This is a genomic window from Flavobacterium sp. J49 (genome assembly GCF_011742145.1).
Classification (GTDB): domain Bacteria; phylum Bacteroidota; class Bacteroidia; order Flavobacteriales; family Flavobacteriaceae; genus Flavobacterium.
Genome location: NZ_JAAQQU010000098.1, coordinates 72,225 through 89,635, shown reverse-complemented (window position 1 = coordinate 89,635; position 17,411 = coordinate 72,225). Strand labels below are relative to the sequence as shown.

The 17,411-nt window shown below is 36.8% G+C and carries 16 protein-coding genes and 1 tRNA gene; 9 read left to right on the top strand and 8 right to left on the bottom strand.

What is annotated here, in order from left to right; translation table 11 throughout:
• The first annotated feature begins 38 nt into the window (after positions 1 to 38).
• The 4 genes from gldL (at position 39) to HA632_RS03475 (ending at position 4,400) form a co-directional block, all read left to right on the top strand.
• Positions 39 to 671 carry a gliding motility protein GldL gene (gldL, locus tag HA632_RS03490; protein WP_171222142.1) on the top strand — a complete coding sequence of 211 codons (633 nt, stop codon included), beginning with the start codon at positions 39 to 41 and terminating at the stop codon, positions 669 to 671.
• A 51-nt stretch (positions 672 to 722) separates the two neighbouring features.
• Positions 723 to 2,264 (top strand): gliding motility protein GldM, encoded by a 1,542-nt coding sequence (gldM, locus tag HA632_RS03485; protein WP_176305826.1) that lies wholly within the window; start codon positions 723 to 725, stop codon positions 2,262 to 2,264.
• Positions 2,265 to 2,312: 48 nt separating this feature from the next.
• On the top strand, positions 2,313 to 3,290 hold the full coding sequence (gldN, locus tag HA632_RS03480; protein ID WP_176305825.1) for a gliding motility protein GldN: 978 nt from the start codon (positions 2,313 to 2,315) through the stop codon (positions 3,288 to 3,290).
• Between the two features lie 66 nt (positions 3,291 to 3,356).
• A complete protein-coding gene (locus HA632_RS03475; protein ID WP_176305824.1) occupies positions 3,357 to 4,400 on the top strand; it encodes an FAD-binding oxidoreductase in 1,044 nt (347 codons plus the stop codon).
• Here HA632_RS03475 and HA632_RS03470 read toward each other — a convergent pair.
• The gene (locus HA632_RS03470; protein WP_176305823.1) at positions 4,390 to 4,773 is read right to left on the bottom strand and encodes a DUF983 domain-containing protein; all 384 of its coding nucleotides are present in this window, start codon (positions 4,771 to 4,773) and stop codon (positions 4,390 to 4,392) included. The two genes, HA632_RS03475 and HA632_RS03470, sit on opposite strands and share 11 nt — an antisense overlap.
• A gap of 101 nt (positions 4,774 to 4,874) precedes the next feature.
• Here HA632_RS03470 and HA632_RS03465 point away from each other — a divergent pair, with 101 nt between their 5' ends.
• Positions 4,875 to 6,785, top strand: coding sequence for an ABC-F family ATP-binding cassette domain-containing protein (locus tag HA632_RS03465; RefSeq protein ID WP_176305822.1), 1,911 nt, complete (start codon positions 4,875 to 4,877; stop codon positions 6,783 to 6,785).
• A gap of 150 nt (positions 6,786 to 6,935) precedes the next feature.
• Here the strand turns inward: HA632_RS03465 and HA632_RS03460 are convergent, their stop codons facing one another.
• Together HA632_RS03460 and HA632_RS03455 are read right to left on the bottom strand one after the other, a co-directional pair.
• Entirely contained in the window at positions 6,936 to 8,081 is a 1,146-nt protein-coding gene (locus tag HA632_RS03460) for a GNAT family N-acetyltransferase (RefSeq protein WP_176305821.1), read from the bottom strand.
• 56 nt (positions 8,082 to 8,137) lie between these two features.
• Positions 8,138 to 8,620 (bottom strand): DUF1761 domain-containing protein, encoded by a 483-nt coding sequence (locus HA632_RS03455; protein WP_176305820.1) that lies wholly within the window; start codon positions 8,618 to 8,620, stop codon positions 8,138 to 8,140.
• Positions 8,621 to 8,834: 214 nt separating this feature from the next.
• On the opposite strand from HA632_RS03455, the gene HA632_RS03450 reads away from it, so the two are divergent.
• Positions 8,835 to 9,689, top strand: a complete 855-nt coding sequence (locus tag HA632_RS03450; protein ID WP_176305819.1) for a Two component regulator three Y domain protein — start codon at positions 8,835 to 8,837, stop codon at positions 9,687 to 9,689.
• A gap of 59 nt (positions 9,690 to 9,748) precedes the next feature.
• On the opposite strand, the gene HA632_RS03445 is transcribed toward HA632_RS03450, so the two are convergent.
• Together HA632_RS03445 and HA632_RS03440 are read right to left on the bottom strand one after the other, a co-directional pair.
• Positions 9,749 to 10,195: a KTSC domain-containing protein gene (locus HA632_RS03445; protein WP_176305818.1), complete on the bottom strand. Its 447-nt coding sequence runs from the start codon at positions 10,193 to 10,195 to the stop codon at positions 9,749 to 9,751.
• Between the two features lie 62 nt (positions 10,196 to 10,257).
• Positions 10,258 to 10,330 (bottom strand) — tRNA-Met (locus HA632_RS03440).
• 116 nt (positions 10,331 to 10,446) lie between these two features.
• On the opposite strand from HA632_RS03440, the gene era reads away from it, so the two are divergent.
• Positions 10,447 to 11,331 carry a GTPase Era gene (era, locus tag HA632_RS03435; protein ID WP_176305817.1) on the top strand — a complete coding sequence of 295 codons (885 nt, stop codon included), beginning with the start codon at positions 10,447 to 10,449 and terminating at the stop codon, positions 11,329 to 11,331.
• On the opposite strand, the gene HA632_RS03430 is transcribed toward era, so the two are convergent.
• Positions 11,332 to 11,841 (bottom strand): hypothetical protein, encoded by a 510-nt coding sequence (locus tag HA632_RS03430; RefSeq protein WP_176305816.1) that lies wholly within the window; start codon positions 11,839 to 11,841, stop codon positions 11,332 to 11,334.
• A gap of 95 nt (positions 11,842 to 11,936) precedes the next feature.
• Here HA632_RS03430 and der point away from each other — a divergent pair, with 95 nt between their 5' ends.
• Positions 11,937 to 13,247: a ribosome biogenesis GTPase Der gene (gene der, locus HA632_RS03425; RefSeq protein ID WP_176305815.1), complete on the top strand. Its 1,311-nt coding sequence runs from the start codon at positions 11,937 to 11,939 to the stop codon at positions 13,245 to 13,247.
• Between the two features lie 69 nt (positions 13,248 to 13,316).
• Here der and HA632_RS03420 read toward each other — a convergent pair whose 3' ends face one another.
• Positions 13,317 to 13,535 (bottom strand): hypothetical protein, encoded by a 219-nt coding sequence (locus HA632_RS03420; RefSeq protein ID WP_176305814.1) that lies wholly within the window; start codon positions 13,533 to 13,535, stop codon positions 13,317 to 13,319.
• A 209-nt stretch (positions 13,536 to 13,744) separates the two neighbouring features.
• On the opposite strand from HA632_RS03420, the gene HA632_RS03415 reads away from it, so the two are divergent.
• A complete protein-coding gene (locus tag HA632_RS03415; RefSeq protein ID WP_176305813.1) occupies positions 13,745 to 16,525 on the top strand; it encodes an outer membrane beta-barrel protein in 2,781 nt (926 codons plus the stop codon).
• Between the two features lie 80 nt (positions 16,526 to 16,605).
• Here HA632_RS03415 and HA632_RS03410 read toward each other — a convergent pair whose 3' ends face one another.
• The gene (locus HA632_RS03410) at positions 16,606 to 17,394 is read right to left on the bottom strand and encodes a YgcG family protein (RefSeq protein ID WP_228778750.1); all 789 of its coding nucleotides are present in this window, start codon (positions 17,392 to 17,394) and stop codon (positions 16,606 to 16,608) included.
• Between the last annotated feature and the right edge of the window lie 17 nt (positions 17,395 to 17,411).

Below are 17,411 nucleotides of genomic sequence, written 5' to 3'. Positions count from 1 at the left end.
AATTATATTTAACTTAACTAACTAAAATTTTTATTATTATGGCATTATTAAGCAAAAAAGCAATGAATTTCGCTTACGGAATGGGAGCGGCGGTAGTAATCGTTGGAGCACTATTTAAAATACAACACTGGACTGGAGCAAGTTTAATGCTTATTGTTGGACTTTCAGTTGAGGCATTAATCTTCGGTTTATCGGCTTTCGATCCGGTAGATAAAGAATTAGATTGGTCATTAGTATATCCGGAATTGGCTGGAGGTGAAGCAAAAGAAAGAGGTAAAAAAGAAGATCCTAAAGACGCTCAAGGTTTGTTGTCTCAAAAATTAGACGCTATGTTGAAAGAGGCTAAAATTGACGGTCAGTTAATGGAAAGCTTAGGAAATAGTATCAAAAATTTTGAAGGAGCAGCTAAAGCGATTTCTCCAACAGTTGATTCTGTAGCTTCTACTAAAAAATACGCTGAAGAAATGACTAAAGCAGCTACTCAATTAGAAACGTTGAACGGTTTGTACCAAGTACAATTACAAAGTGCTGAGAGAAACGCAAAAATCAATGACGAAGTTGCTGAAAACAACCTTAAATTAAAAGATCAAATGCAATCTTTAACATCAAACTTGTCTACATTAAACAATGTATACGGTGGTATGTTGTCTGCAATGAGTAACAAAGGATAATTAGTTTTTGAACTATATTTTTATTAACAAAACAATAACTAATTAGAAAAAATGGCAGGAGGAAAACTAACCCCTAGACAGAAGATGATTAACCTAATGTACTTGGTTTTCATCGCGATGTTGGCATTAAACATGTCAAAAGAAGTTTTGACGGCCTTTGGTTTGATGAACGAAAAATTTGAAGACGTTAATAATTTTTCAGATACATACAACGGCAAGTTGTTAGAATCATTAGGACAAAAAGCAGAAGACAAACCAGCTCTTTTCGGTGTGCCTTATGAGAAAGCAAAACGAGTTGAAAAGATTTCAAAGGAACTTTATGATTATTTAGCCACTATTAAGACTGATGTATCTAAAGAGTTTGAAAGAGAAGAAAACGGAAAATTACCATACGAAGCAATGGACAAAGGTGGTTACATCGATGAAAATTGGTTTGAAGGTGACAAATATTCCGCAAAAGGAAATGAAATCGTAGCAAAGATTGAAAAATACAAAACAGATTTAATTGCTGTTTTTGGTAATGATGTTGCATATCAGGCTATTGTTAAAAATATTAAAACTAGATTTAGTCTTGATGATGTAAAAGACAAAGAAGGCGTTAAGAAAAAATATTTATCTTATCACTTTGAAGGTTTCCCTGCAATAGCTTCTATCGCTAAAATTACTAGTATGCAAAATGATGTTCAGACTACTGAACAAGATGCCTATAATGTGTTAATCGGGAATACTATGACTACTGCAATTTCGATGAAAAACTTCCAAGCTATGGTAGTTTTAGAGAAAAACGTATTCTTCGAAGGTGAAACTGTAAAAGGGAAAGTAGTATTAGGAAAATATGATGCTAATACAGTTCCAACCAGTTTCTCTGGACCTGGTAAAATTGAAAATGGGCAAGCTGTAATCTCGATGACAGCTGGTGGTGTTGGAGAAAAAACTATCAATGGTACTTTCTCTTTCATGGAAGATGGGAAACCGGTGCCTTTAAAATTCGAAGGTAAATATGTTGTAGTACCTCGTCCTAAAACAGCCAATATATCAGCTGACAAAATGAATGTTGTTTACAGAGGTTTAGATAACCCAATGACTATTTCATTCGCTGGTATTCCAGACAGTAATGTTAGTGCTTCTGCACCTGGCTTATCAAAATCTTCTGGAAATGGAAAATATAATTTGAACCCTGGTTCTGGTACTGAAGTAGCAGTTTCTGTAACGGCTAAGATGCCTGATGGAACATCAGCCACCGATAAAAAGGTTTTCAGAATAAAAAATATTCCTGCTCCGGCTGGTGCTATTGGAAAGCAAGTAGGTGTGCTTAAAGGGGCTAAATCTCGTTTAGAGGTTTCTCAAGTTACCGCTGAGCTACAAGATTTTTTATATGATCTTCAATTTGACGTAACTAGATTTACATTTAAAGTTCCTGGTCAACCTGCTATCATTGTGAATGGTGATAGAGTCAATGCACAATGTAAAGCTGCCTTGGCAAGAGCAACTAAAGGTGATCAGATTACTATTTCTGAAATAAAAACTAAAATAAAAGGTGGTGCAAATGTTATTACAAAAGATGCATCTCCAGTGGTTTATGAAATCCAATAAATAATTTAAGTTGATAGAAAACCTACTTAAATACTTAAATATAAAAACATGAAAATTAGAAATCTTTTATTAATAGCTTTTGCCGTATTAATTAGCGCTAACTCTTTTGCTCAGTCTAATTTGCTGAATGCAAAAGTGCCTGATGAAATTGGAAAGAAAACTCCGGCTCAGTTAATCTCTGATAATGACAAACCGTTGCCTTATGGTTATGTTCATGATAGAGATGTGTTGATGGGTAAAACGATTTGGGAGTTTATTGATGTTGATGAAAGAATTAATTTTCCTTTGTATTATCCAATTGATACTGCCTTTGTGGGTAAAGAAAGACGCTCCTTGTTCGATGTTTTAATTAAAAATATCAAAAGCGGTAAGATAACTGAGGTGTATTCTGATGATTATTTCAATATAAAGAAGACCTATAAAGATATGGAAAGTTCTTTTAGTTTTGTTGATACTATCCCTGCAGGGAAAGATTATATCAATGATCATTATGATGAATTTTATCCTAAGTCTACTACTCAAAGAGTTAAAGTTAACGGTAAATGGGTAACACAAGAAGTGCCTGCTGCTCCGGCTGCGGTATTAGACCCGCAATATATTAATAAAAAAGAGCTAGATGCCAGCTACATTTCCGGGTATAAAATCAAAGGGTATTGGTATTTTGACAAGCGTCAAGGTGAGTTAAAGTACAGATTGTTGGCACTTTGTCCGGTAACGCCGGAGGCTAGAGATGCCGGTAATGACAATGCAGACGTTATTGATTTATTCTGGGTTTATTTCCCGGCAGTAAGAGATGTTTTGCATGAGGCGAAAGCTTTCAACGACAAGAACTCCGCGATGCCGATTACTTTTGACCACTTGTTGAATTCCCGCAGATTTAGTGGTGAAATTTACAAAGAAGAGAATGTTTACGGTGACAGAGAAATCCAACAGTACATGAAAGACAATTCTCAAATGCAACTTTTGGAAGCAGAGCGTATCAAAGAAAAGATTCGTAGTTTCGAATCGGATATGTGGAATTACTAAGAAAAATTTCTAATTACAATATAAAAACTCTCATCTTTACGGTGAGAGTTTTTTTAGTTTATCATTATGCTTGATTATATCATTGTAGGTTCAGGACTGGCCGGAATTGCTTTTGCAGAAACCCTTTTGCAAAACAATAAATCCTTTGTGGTTTTTGACAACCATTCGCAAAACTCTTCTAAGATTGCCGGTGGTTTGTATAATCCTGTGATTTTAAAAAGATTTAGTCAGGTTTGGAATGCCAACGAGCAGCTCGCTTTAGCGGAAGTTTTTTATCAAAGTATTGAGGCCAAGCTTAACACCCAAGTCGATTTTAAAATCCCTATTTACCGAAAGTTTTTTTCGGTAGAAGAGCAAAACAATTGGTTTGCCGCTTCGGATAAGCCTGCTTTGGCGCCTTTTCTTTCAACAGCAATAGTGCATAAGCAATATAAAGGGATTGATTCTCCTTTTGGTTATGGCGAAGTACTGCATACCGGTTACGTGGATACCGAAGTTTTATTGCATAACTATCACGCCTATCTTAAAGTTTTGGAATTGTTGGTGGAAGAAGCTTTTGTTCACGATGACCTTATCTTTTTTGAGGACCATTTAGCGTATCACAATTTGAAAGCCAAACAAATAGTCTTTGCAGAAGGCTTTGGGATGCATGCTAATCCGTTTTTTAAGCATTTGCCGCTTGATGGTACGAAAGGGGAATTATTTATCATTAAAGCGCCCGAATTGGATTTAGACGTGATTGTGAATACCAGCGTGTTTATTTTGCCGCTAGGGAATGACCTTTTTAAAGTGGGAGCTACTTATAATTGGGAGGACAAAACGCCTACCCCAACCGCTGAAGGCAAACAAGAACTCATTGATCGAATTAAAGAAATCCTAACCTGTGATTTTGAAATTATTGACCATTTTGCCGGAGTGCGCCCAACGGTTAAAGACCGAAGACCGCTTTTGGGTTCGCACCATTTACATAAAAATGTACACATTCTGAATGGTCTCGGTACCCGAGGCGTAATGCTGGCACCGGCTATGGCGATTGACTTATACGATTATATTGAAAACGGAAAGGCTTTGGATAAGAGTGCTGACGTTAAGCGGTATGCTATTTCTTAACCGCATTCTTATCATAATGCACAAAAATATTGATGTAGATGTTTCGTGCCAATCGTGCAGTTATGGGCATCAAAGCAATTAGCGCAACTATAATGGCTACAAAAGAAGCGATAAGGTCTAGACCGATAAAGACTTTGGCTATGATAAAAGCCGCCACACCTATGGCTACTGTTAAGGCATAACTCACATACATAGCGCCATAAAAAAACGAAGGTTCTATTTGGTAATGCAATCCGCAATGACTGCAATTTTCGTGCATGTGGTAGATGTTTTTTAAATTATAAGGGTTTGGGTCAACATACATACTTTCTTCTTGACATTTCGGACAACTTCCTGTTAAAATGCTATTTAGTTTGGATCCTTTTTTTAACATTTGCAAAAATTTTAATTTTATTAGTTTTAGCTCTCGGGCTTCGGGTTTACAAAGGTACTTTATAGCAATCTTTTTACCTGTAACTTTTGTAACAAATCATTATGTTAAACATACACAATTTATCGGTTTCTTTTGGCGGTACGTATCTTTTTGAAGAGGTAACTTTTCGATTGGGTTCAGGTGACAGGGTTGGATTGGTGGGGAAAAACGGTGCCGGAAAGTCAACCATGCTCAAAATTTTGGCCGGAGATTTCAAACCCGATAGTGGTCAAATTGCCACTGAGAAAGAAGTGAAAATGGGTTTTCTTCGTCAGGATATCGATTTTGAGCAAGGAAGAACCGTGCTTGAAGAAGCTTATGAAGCTTTTGTTGACATTAAAGTGGTGGAGAAAAAGTTAGAACAAATCAATCATCTTTTGGTCAGCAGAACCGATTATGAAAGTGATGAATATGCCCAAATCATTGAAGATTTATCCGAGTACACGCATCGTTTCGAATTGCTTGGTGGCTACAATTATGTGGGCGATACCGAGAAAATCCTTTTGGGATTAGGGTTCAAAAGAGAAGATTTTAATAACCAAACCGATACTTTTTCGGGCGGTTGGCGTATGCGTATCGAGTTGGCCAAATTGCTATTGCAATCCAACGATATCTTATTGCTGGACGAACCCACGAATCACTTGGATATCGAAAGTATCATTTGGCTGGAAGGTTTCTTGAGAAATTTCCCGGGCGTAGTGGTAATTGTATCTCACGATAAAATGTTTTTGGACAATGTGACCAATAGAACGATTGAGATTTCTTTAGGCAAAGCATACGATTTCAACAAACCGTATTCTCAATATTTAGTCTTGCGTGAAGAAATTCGCGAAAAGCAATTGGCTACCCAAAAGAATCAAGCCAAGAAAATTGAAGAAACCGAAAAGTTAATTGAAAAGTTCCGTGCCAAAGCCTCTAAGGCTTCGATGGCGCAATCGTTGATAAAAAAATTGGATAAAGTAGAGCGCATTGAAGTCGATGAAGACGACAATTCGGTAATGAATATTTCGTTTCCGGTTTCGATGACGCCGGGAAGAGTAGTGATTGAAGCCGAACATGTAACGAAAGCTTATGGCGATAAAGTGATTTTAAAGGACATATCGCTTTTGGTGGAAAGAGGAAGTAAAATCGCTTTCGTTGGTCAAAACGGTCAAGGAAAATCGACTTTTGTGAAAGCGATTGTTAACGAATTCAAATACGATGGTACAATCAAACTTGGGCATAATGTGCAGTTGGGTTATTTTGCCCAAAACCAAGCCGAATATTTAGACGGAGAAATTACCTTATTGGAAACCATGACCAATGCCGCAACCGATACCAATCGTTCTAAAGTGCGCGATATGTTGGGTTCCTTCCTTTTTCGTGGCGATGATGTAGAGAAGAAAGTGAAAGTACTTTCGGGTGGCGAAAGAAACCGTTTGGCGTTGTGTAAATTATTACTTCAGCCGATTAACGTTTTGTTGATGGATGAGCCCACAAATCACTTGGACATCAAATCGAAGAATGTGTTGAAAGCTGCTCTGCAGAAATATGAAGGCACATTGTTGCTGGTTTCCCACGACAGGGATTTTCTTCAGGGAATGTCGAACATTGTTTACGAATTCAAAGACCAGAAAATCAAAGAATATTTAGGCGATATCAACTACTTCTTGGAGCAGCGCAATGCCAACAATATGCGTGAGATTGAAAAGAAAGATGTGGTAGTCAATGCCAATTCAAATAAAGAAAACAAAAGCTTGTCTTACGAAGACCAAAAGAAAAGCAAATCATTACAAAACCGTTTGAGCAAAATAGAAAGCCAAATCATGCAGCTCGAAATCGATATTCAAAACGACGATAAAGAATTGGCTTCTAATTATGACAAACATATCGAAAACGCTAATTTCTTCACCGCATACAACAAAAAGAAAGCAGAACTAGACAAACTACTAGAAGACTGGGAAGTGGTTCAAGGTGAAATTGATAATTTGTAGCTAATCCGGCTTTCCGTTCCAAGTTTTTACACAAACAGCAACATTTTATAAGGGTTTTAAGAGCTTCCGTTGGTCGCTTTGAAACCCTTTAAAATGTAAAGCCGTTTGCCGTAAAAAGCTTTCCACTTCAATCCGGGCTATGACCTCCAATTACTTAAACGGATGTCTTTGTTGCCAAACCAAAGTTGGTTCTAATTGCGGGAATATTTTAGGCATGAATTGGTTGACCCATTTGTTGGTATGATAAATGAAGCCCGACATCATAATTGGTTCTGCACCAATAGAACTCTTGATTTCCAATGCTGTTCTGCCGAAGATTATTTTATCAAATCGATTTTCTATACCAAATTTTGTCATGTTGTACAGCATGTTCAAATACAACATTTTTTCTTTTTGGACTTGGTTATCATAACCTAAGAAGTAGGTTTCCAAAACGGTCCCGTTTAAAAGTAAAGTGTGAAAACCAACCAAAGTATCATCTAAAAAATAACCCACCAATTTAAATCGGTCACCACATTGTTTTTTGAATGCAGAGAAATGATTTTTCGCCAAGAAAAAAGTGTTGAAAGGCGCATTTTTAGCTACATGATGATACAGCTCGTAAATGCGTTCTTCCTGCCGCGAGATTTCTTCCCACGACAATTCTTTGGTGGTTATTCCTTCTGCCTTTTTATGTGAACGTTTGTATTGGTCGCGGTATTTTTTAGAAAAAGCAGCAACATAATCATCTTGAGTTTGCCAATGCTTTTGCAATTCGAAAATCATGTTAGGTTGTGTATTGAACTCATAAATGTTGGAGAACTGATGCTTTTTCAACTCTTCTGCACAATGTTGGTAGAAATCTTTGAACGAAACAATATGAATTTTGATTTTCTGTTCTTTAAAATACGCTTTGATGGCATTGGCAGAAGCCAAAAGCAAATCAGCGATATCTTTGTAGTCAATGGTTTTAATAAACTCGTAACCGTTTTGCCCGGTTATCATGTTGTTGCCCAAAAAAAGCACATGAGAAGCAAAATTTTTGAACACAAAGTTCCGAACATATGTTTTCAAACATCGGTCTCTTTCGCCAAAGGATTCCAATTTGTTCAGATTCAGGTATTGCGCCAAAGCTACACCAATGAGTTCTTTTTTTTCAAATATGCCGATATAAAAGCACTCCATATTGGTTGGTGCCGAATCTTCGAGCACTTTTAAATAATGGGTTTGCAAAAAAACATTCTCCTGCGCGACCTTATCCCATGTATCAGGAAGCTGAGTTGTAGAAGAGTAAATTTTATACGAGTGTGTATCCAAAGTAAAAAAAATCGCTCCACAAATGTAGAGCGATTGCGTTATAATTAAATGTTAAACTATTTCCAGCCGCAGATAATGGCGCCCATAATGGTCATCGATACAATCCAGTAACCGGCAGTAACCAGTATGTATTTCCAAGATTTTTGTTCAAATAAACTATTGATGGCTGTAATCGGTAAAGCTAAAAAGAGTCCCGACATAAAACCGTGTAAAGCACCATGTTTGAATGTTCTGAAGGCATCACCATAATCTGCTAAGAAGGCAGCATAAGAGGGTTTAGCAAGTGCAGGATCACCGCCGATTAACCCTAATGCTCCCATTTGATGAATTACCAATGCGGGCATGATAAAAGAAAGCATTAAAGAATAAAAAATAGTCAACCCGAAAACTTTCAACATATTAGATTGTTTCGCTTTTTCTTCGGTCATTCCGGTTTCATTCATCCAAATGGTTCCGAAAACTTTTGGACTGTACCAAACAAATCCAACTACTAGAGTCACCAATGCTGACACTAAAACTGCGTAAAAATTAAATGGCATAATGTTTATTTTTTAATTGGTTAGTATATCAAATGTATAAAATTTTTTTGAAATTCTTTAAACTTCAAAAAGAGTAAGAATTGTTGAATTTAACTAATATTTGTAAGATAAATACGTTAAAATATCACATCATGTTGCATTTCATCGATTATTTTTGTTTTTAAACGAGGGTTCTTATAGTTTTACGTCATCATTAACCCCAATTACAAGTGATATGAAATCTATTTTTACTTACGTAGCAGTTCTTTTGGTTTCGACCTCAGTATTTGCAGAAATATCTTCAACAGAGAAAAACGCTTTAATTAAATTATACAAAGCAACCCATGGTTCGCAATGGACTAATAAATGGGATTTGAAATCACCAACCGCAACGTGGTACGGTGTTGAAATCAAAAATGATAAAGTAATCGGAATTAAATTGATGAACAATAACCTTGTTGGTGAATTACCAACAGAATTAGGTGACTTGGCTTCTTTAGAAGTTTTGAACTTGTTCAGAAATGATATTTCAGGCGTTTTACCGACTTCTATCGGCAACTTAAAAAACCTTACCAAGTTGAATGTGGCTTTCAATAAAATTTCGGGTAATTTGCCGGAAGCTTTAGGCGGTGCGTCTAAATTGAAATCTATCGAAATGCACATGAACAGATTAACCGGTGTTTTGCCTGTTAGTATAGGAACTTTGACAAGTCTTGAAACGCTTTCTTTATTCAACAATGAAATAGAAGGGACAATTCCAACGTCATATTATCAGTTAAAATCGCTTAAAGTATTATTGCTAAACAGTAATAAATTAACCGGTAAATTAGAAAAAGAAGTGTCAAACTTGTCTTCTTTAGAGACTTTAAGTTTGTTTGAAAATAAAATGGACGGACAAGTGCCTTTCGACTTAGAAAAATTGCACAACTTAAAAGAAATGAATATTTCTTATAATATGTTCAATGGTTTTGTTTCCAGAAACCTGGCCAAATTGGATGCTTTGAATATGACCATGGTCAATGAGCAAGGTGTTGCAACTACCTTAAAAGTTAGTATAGATAAAAACTCAGCTTTTGCAGCTGACGAATAATATGTTTTGTATTGGTTGTTTAGTAAAAAAGGTCTCAATAGTTAAATTGAGACCTTTTTTTATTCTGCAGCAACTAATTTGGAAGTGCTTCTGTAAATGTAGTCATTGTAAATGTGTCTTCTGGCAAAACGACTTGGCGATTCTGCGTTAACCATTTTGATGTAAACAGGTCTCAAAACCCCAAAGTATTCAAAAGAATTTCCATCCAAGAAAGTGATGTATAAAACACTGTTCTCATAATAAAAATCGGCAATATTGGTACTTGTGGTAATTCGGGTATATTCGGCTTTGTCTTTTTCCAAAGTCTCCGGCGCAATACTTACCAAAAAGTGGTAAGCGGCAATAATTTCTTTGCTTTTCTCCTCAGCCAAATGACGTTCTGTCTCATCTGCAATAGCATCCGGATGACAATCCTTCATGCTGTTTCGGTAAATGGTTTTCAGCTCTTTCAAAGTAGCTGTCTTGGTAACGCCGAGTAAGGCTCTGTACTCGACAATTTTTTTCATGTTCATATAGTGCTTTTTGCTAAAAAAATAAAGCCACTCTTTTCAGAATGGCTTCGTCTTTGTAGCGGGAACAGGACTCGAACCTGTGACCTTCGGGTTATGAGCCCGACGAGCTGCCTACTGCTCTATCCCGCGATGTTTCGAGTGCAAATATACAACGAATATCAACAAATGCAACAAAAAAGGTAAAAAATCTTTATTTTCTCTATTGAACTGATATGACTACCTTTGCAAAAATTAAATCATATTAGATGTCGCATAAAGCAGGATTCGTAAATATTATCGGTAACCCAAATGTTGGAAAATCAACCTTAATGAATGCTTTCGTTGGGGAAAGATTATCCATTATAACCTCTAAAGCACAGACTACTCGTCACCGAATTTTAGGGATTGTGAATGGAGACGATTTTCAGGTGGTACTTTCCGATACGCCCGGTATTATCAAACCGGCTTATGAAATGCAAAAATCCATGATGGACTTTGTGAAATCGGCTTTTGAAGATGCGGATGTCTTGATTTATATGGTAGAAATAGGCGAGAAAGAACTCAAAGACGAAGACTTTTTTAATAAAATTATCCATTCTAAAATACCGGTGTTGCTGTTGTTGAATAAAATAGACAAATCCAACCAGGAACAGTTAGAAGAACAAATAGAGTTGTGGAAAACCAAAGTGCCCAATGCGGAAATATTCCCCATTTCAGCGTTAGAGAATTTTAATGTGAAAGAAGTTTTTGCCCGAATTTTGGACTTGCTTCCGGTTTCGCCACCTTATTATCCGAAAGATGCGTTGACCGATAAACCGGAACGTTTCTTTGTTAACGAAACCATTCGTGAGAAAATATTATTGAATTACGACAAAGAAATCCCATATGCCGTAGAAATTGAAACCGAAGAATTTTTAGAAGACGAAAAAATCATCCGAATTCGCTCGGTAATCATGGTCGAGCGCGATACCCAAAAAGGCATCATCATTGGTCACAAAGGCGCTGCTTTAAAAAAAGTCGGAATGCAATCGCGTGAAGATTTAGAGAAGTTTTTCGGCAAGCAAATCCATATCGAGTTGTATGTAAAAGTCAACAAAGACTGGAGAAGCAATGCTTACCAATTGCGTCGCTTTGGTTACAACCAAAAATAATTACTCTTTGATAACGTCTAAAAAAATAGCTTCGAGTTCATCCATTTGAGGATGGCCTTTTTCTCGAATCTGTCGGGCAATTGCATAGAGCAAAAACCATACGATAACCATAATAAACATCACGATGAAATCCATTAGCATGGGTTCATTGAGCGTGTAATTGGAATAAGCAAACATGCCGAATAGGGTAAAAACGCCGGCAACCACAAAATGCAAAAACATAAACATCGTCCAAAGCGTTTGATCCGGGCCAAATAGACCTCTGATGTGTGTCGCATTTTTTTCGTCGCCTTCTTTTTCTTCCAATTCAATGCTTAAATGCGGTGACCAATAATGTCTTTTTGCTGCCGAAAAAGTAAACTGTATGTGATTGTTTCTCACTTTCATCAGAAAATCGGGTGAGTTGTTTTTTTGTCTGTAAGTGACAAACTTCTCTCGGACTATTGCTATGTTTTGTTCGATGTCTTTATAAAACCGAGGGCGAAGTCTAACTTCATGTTGCGTGTCCATAAACGATTTATTGGTGGTTAATAGAATACTAAAAATAATAAAATAATTGAATTTGTGCTCTTTAATACTACCTTTGCACCATATTTAAAATGATTATGAACAATATTGTAGCCATAGTTGGAAGACCAAATGTAGGGAAATCGACTTTTTTTAACCGTTTAATCAAAAGAAGAGAAGCGATCGTTGACTCGGTTAGCGGTGTGACTCGCGACAGAAATTACGGCAAAAGCGAATGGAATGGAAAAGAGTTTTCGGTAATTGATACCGGTGGTTATATCAAAGGTTCGGATGATATTTTTGAAGGTGAAATTCGCCGTCAGGTCGAATTGGCTATTGATGAAGCCGATGCGATTATTTTTGTAGTCGATGTAGAAGAAGGCATTACTCCAATGGATGCCGAGGTTGCCAAATTGCTCCGAAAAGTAACCAAACCAATCTTATTAGCCGTAAACAAAGTAGACAACGCGATGCGTGAAAAAGACGCTATCGAGTTTTATAATTTAGGATTAGGCGAATATTTTACCATTGCCAGTATCAGCGGAAGCGGAACCGGAGAATTATTAGACAAATTAGTCGAAGTATTACCCGAATTACCCGAAGTTACGGAAGAGGAAGAACAACTGCCAAGATTTTGTGTAGTAGGTCGTCCCAATGCCGGAAAATCTTCTTTCATCAATGCCTTAATCGGGGAAGACAGATTCGTAGTAACTGATATAGCCGGAACAACAAGAGATTCAATCGATACACGATATAACCGTTTTGGTTTCGAATTCAACTTAGTCGATACCGCGGGAATCCGCAGAAAAGCTAAAGTAAAAGAAGATTTAGAATTTTATTCTGTAATGCGTTCCGTTCGTGCGATTGAGCATTCGGATGTTTGTATTCTTTTAATCGATGCTACTCGAGGTTTTGAAGGCCAAGACCAAAGTATTTTTTGGCTGGCCGAAAAGAATAGAAAAGGGGTAATCATCTTAGTGAACAAATGGGATTTGGTAGAAAAAGACACCATGTCTACCCGTGATTACGAAGCCAAAATCCGTGAAGAATTGCAACCGTTTACTGATGTGCCGATTATTTTTACTTCGGCTTTAACCAAGCAACGTTTGTTAAAAGCCTTGGAAGAAACCGTAAAAGTTTACGAAAACAGAAAACAAAGAATCCCAACTTCAAAGTTCAACGATTTTATGTTGAAATTGATTGAAGCCTATCCGCCACCGGCGTTGAAAGGAAAATATGTAAAGATTAAATATTGTATGCAATTGCCAACACCAACACCACAGTTTGTGTTTTTTGCCAATTTGCCGCAATACGTAAAAGAACCGTATAAGCGTTTCTTAGAAAACAAAATCCGCGAAAACTGGGATTTCTCAGGAGTGCCGATTGATATTTACATAAGAGAAAAATAACATAGAAATCCCGAGCAATCGGGATTTTTAGTTTTAAGTTTAAACTAAAAAGATTGTCTTTTAAATTATTTAGTGTTCTACTGTATGATCCCCATACCAATCTTTAAACCTTTTAGATGTTTTGTATGAATCTGTCAGTACAATATAAACCATAAACAGAATTAAGAAAAGACCCAATATGTACAAACTCATTATGGCCTGAAAAGTTACATTCGTTTGACATAAACCGGCAAAAACAAAAACATAAATTGTGGTAAACCAAACCAATTTTATTGCGAAATTTTTCATGACTCAAACTTTTGTTAAAGTTACAATTTATGTTTGAGAGCTATAGTTAAAGTGCTATTAATCAATTGTTAAAAGCATTAAAAGATACCTGTCGACAGATAAAAAAAGCAATAACTGTTAAATTTTTCGTAAGAAATTTTTACATTACATACTAAAATAAGAATTTAGCCGTTATTATTGTTTCTAACCTAATAACTGCTAAATTTTTTATGCCAAAATCTCTCTGTTTATTCTTAGTTCTTTTTATTTCTTCAGTCACTTTTGCACAATCAACCATCACTTTAAAAGGGAAAGTGATTGACGAAACGACCAAATTGCCCATCGAATCGGCCACGGTTTACCTGACCGCTGTCAAAGATTCTACTATAGTAGATTACACTATTACCAATAAAACAGGCAATTTCAACTTCAAAATAAAAAAATCAGACAAACCGGTATTACTCAAGGTTTCTTATATCAGTTATCAGGATTTTAAAGAGGAAAAAGTGTCTTTGGATACCGATAAAGATTTTGGGACTATTGGTTTGAAAGAAGCTGTTAACGCTTTAAACGAAGTAGTCATAAAGTCTGAGATTCCTCCGATTAGAATTAAAAAAGATACTTTAGAATTCAATGCGGCTTCGTTTAAAGTTGGTGCCGATGCCAATGTGGAAGCGTTACTGAAACAATTGCCCGGAGTTGAAATCACGCCCGAAGGGAAAATCACCGTCAATGGCAAAGAAGTCAATAATATCTTAGTCAACGGAAAACCGTTCTTCGGCAAAGACGGCAAAGTAGCCACTCAAAATCTGCCGGCAGAAATCATTGATAAAGTTCAGGTTACGGATACCAAAACCAAAGCCGAAGAATTGTCTGGTGAAGGCTCGAGTTCTAATGAGCAAACCATCAACCTTACCATACAAGAAGATAAAAACAAAGGTTTGTTCGGAAAGGTAACTGCCGGTTCGGGATCGGACAAGCGGTATGAATCGAGTTTGCTCTTAAACACTTTTAAAGGCGAACGAAAAATAAGTGTTTTGGCTTCTTCCAACAACATCAATTCGATTGGGTTTTCTATGGATGAAATTTTTGACAATATGGGCGGTGGAAGAAATATGTCGGTCTATTACAATGAAGACGGCGGATTCGGAATTAACAATATGTCCTTTGGCGGAAGAAACGGCGGGATTACCCGATCGAATATGATAGGCATAAATTATCAGGACAAATGGTTGAAAAAAATGGATCAAAGTTCGAGCTATTATTTTGCCAATACCGAAACAGAAAACCGAAACAGAACCAATCGTATTAATTTATTGCCCGACGGAACGCGTTTTACCAATTCTAATGCCATTACAAAATCGGGCAGTGACAACCATACCGCCAGTATGGATTTTGAATACCAAATTGATTCTACGGCGACGATTTATTTTAACCCAAGATTCCAAAAAGGGAAAACCAGCAACCGATTCTCAAGATCACAAATCACAACCGATGAAGATTTGAACGAATTAAACAGCAGCAATACCGATGATTACAGTGAGAACGAAAACAGTACGTTTAACGGAGATGCTAATTACAGTAAAAAATTCAAGAAAAACCGAGGTTTAAGCATCAATTTGGAAACCGAAGTTAAAAGAAGAAACAATTATCTCGACACCGATTCGCAAACCCTTTTTGCCGATGCTACTCCGGATGATATCAGGAAACAAAACCGATTTGAAACAGAAAAAAATGATTTCGTCAAATTAGAAATTCGCTATGGTGAACCTTTATTCGATTCTATCAGACTCAGTCTTACTTCTGAAGTGACACACAGAGTTATAAAAAGTAAAGCCGCAACTTTTGATTTTAATAGTGTTGATAACGCCTATAATGATTTCAATGACGAACAGTCCAATCAAACACTTTCAAAAATAACGACTTATTTTCCTTCCACAGGGTTGCTTTTGGGCAAAAATAAAACCAACGGTAGAATCAACTTCGGTCCCGAATTTATTCGTTTTGACGCCCAATCAGATTATTTGGGTATCAGAACCAATCGCAACAAAAATTATGTGATGCCAAGGGTAAAAGGCTACATCAGTCACCGAATTACTAAATCAAAATCTATTTACTCTTTTTATGATTACGGTGTGAACTTACCCGAAGCCTATCAGGTTCTGGCTTTTGAGAATTTGTCGAATCCGCTGAATACGGTGATTGGAAATGAAGACTTAAAACCAACGCAAAAGCACCAAATGTATTTTAGTTTTAACGATTATGATTATGCCTCGCGTTCGGGGTATTACATTTATTCAGGTTTTAATCTGAGTACAAATGCTATAGTTTCTTCCACGGTTTTTGACGATAATTTTAAATCGACTACCACTTATGAAAACGTTAATTTGGGTTACAGTTCTTATTTGGGAATCAATTGGAGCAAATCGAATAAAAAGGAGAAAAGAACGTTTCGTTATGGCATGAGCTTAGATTTTAATTACGGATTTGACCAAGGTTTAACCAATGCCGTACAGTTTGAATCAAGAGCATTGTCCATTAACCCCAGAATCAACGCTACTTGGAGTATTGACGAATTGGTGACCATTGCGCCATCCTATCGCTATACTTTCAGAACTACCGATTATGAAAATTATGTACTGAGCAATGCACAAAATTTCATTCACAACGGAAAATTGGAAATCACTTCCTATTTTCCTAAGAAGTTTGTCCTTGGAAGTGATTTTGGTTATACCTACAATTCCAATATAGCTGATGGATTTAAAAAAGATTTCTATTTATGGAATGTAAGTTTAGGCTATAATTTCTTTAAAGACCAATTTTTAGCCAAAGTGAAAGTTTACGATTTATTAGACCAAAACCAAAACACCACGCGCACTATAACGCCCACGGCCATTGTTGATGCCGAAAACACGGTATTAAAAAGGTACGTAATGTTTTCATTAACCTATAAACTCGAAAAATTTGCCGGAAAGAAAAAAGGTGATGGCGGAATTATCATTATGGATTAAATAAAAAAAACCTCGTTCAAATTAAACGAGGTTTTTTTATATTTAAATCTGCCGACTGCTACTGCTGTCTGCTTGCTGAATTACCAACTTCCGCCGGAACCACCGCCAGAGAATCCGCCACCGCCAAATCCGCCACCGAATCCGCCGCCGCCAAATCCACCACCTGATGAACCGCCACCAAATCCGCCACCGCCGCGACCTAAACTGCTTAGGATAATAATATCCGCTAAGTCAAATCCACCACCGCGATTGCCATGATTTCCGCTGCCGCCATTACCTTTGTTTTTGGCAATAATGATAATGATGACTATGATTATAATGATAATCGGTGCAATGGGAAATCCACCGCCTTTTTTATTGGTCTTTCTTTCGCCTTTGTATTTGCCTTTAAAAACATCAAAAAGCGCATCGGCACCTTTGTCTAAGCCTTTGTAATAGCTTCCGGCTTTGAATTCGGGTATGATAATGTTTCGGGTAATTTCTCCTCCGATTCCGGCAGTCAATCGGTCTTCTAAACCATATCCGGCCGAAATCCAAATCTTTCTTTCGGCTTTGGCCAAAAGAATAATCACACCGTTGTCGTTTTCTTTGCTGCCTCCAATTCCCCAAGCTTGTCCCCATTTAGGGGTTAAAATTCCAATGTCTTCGCCTTGCAAACTTTCAATGGTAATCACCACAATTTGCGTAGTCGTAGAATCCGAATAGCGAATGAGTTTTTCTTTTAACTGTGCTTCTTCGTCAGGATTTAGTACGTCAGCATAATCGTAAACAGAGGTTTGCTCAGCAGGTACTTTTGGGATGGTATATTGAGAGAGAGCGGAATTACTATTTAGAAAAAAGGAAAGAAGAATGACTAATTTCAAAACCATATTGGAATTTGGAATTT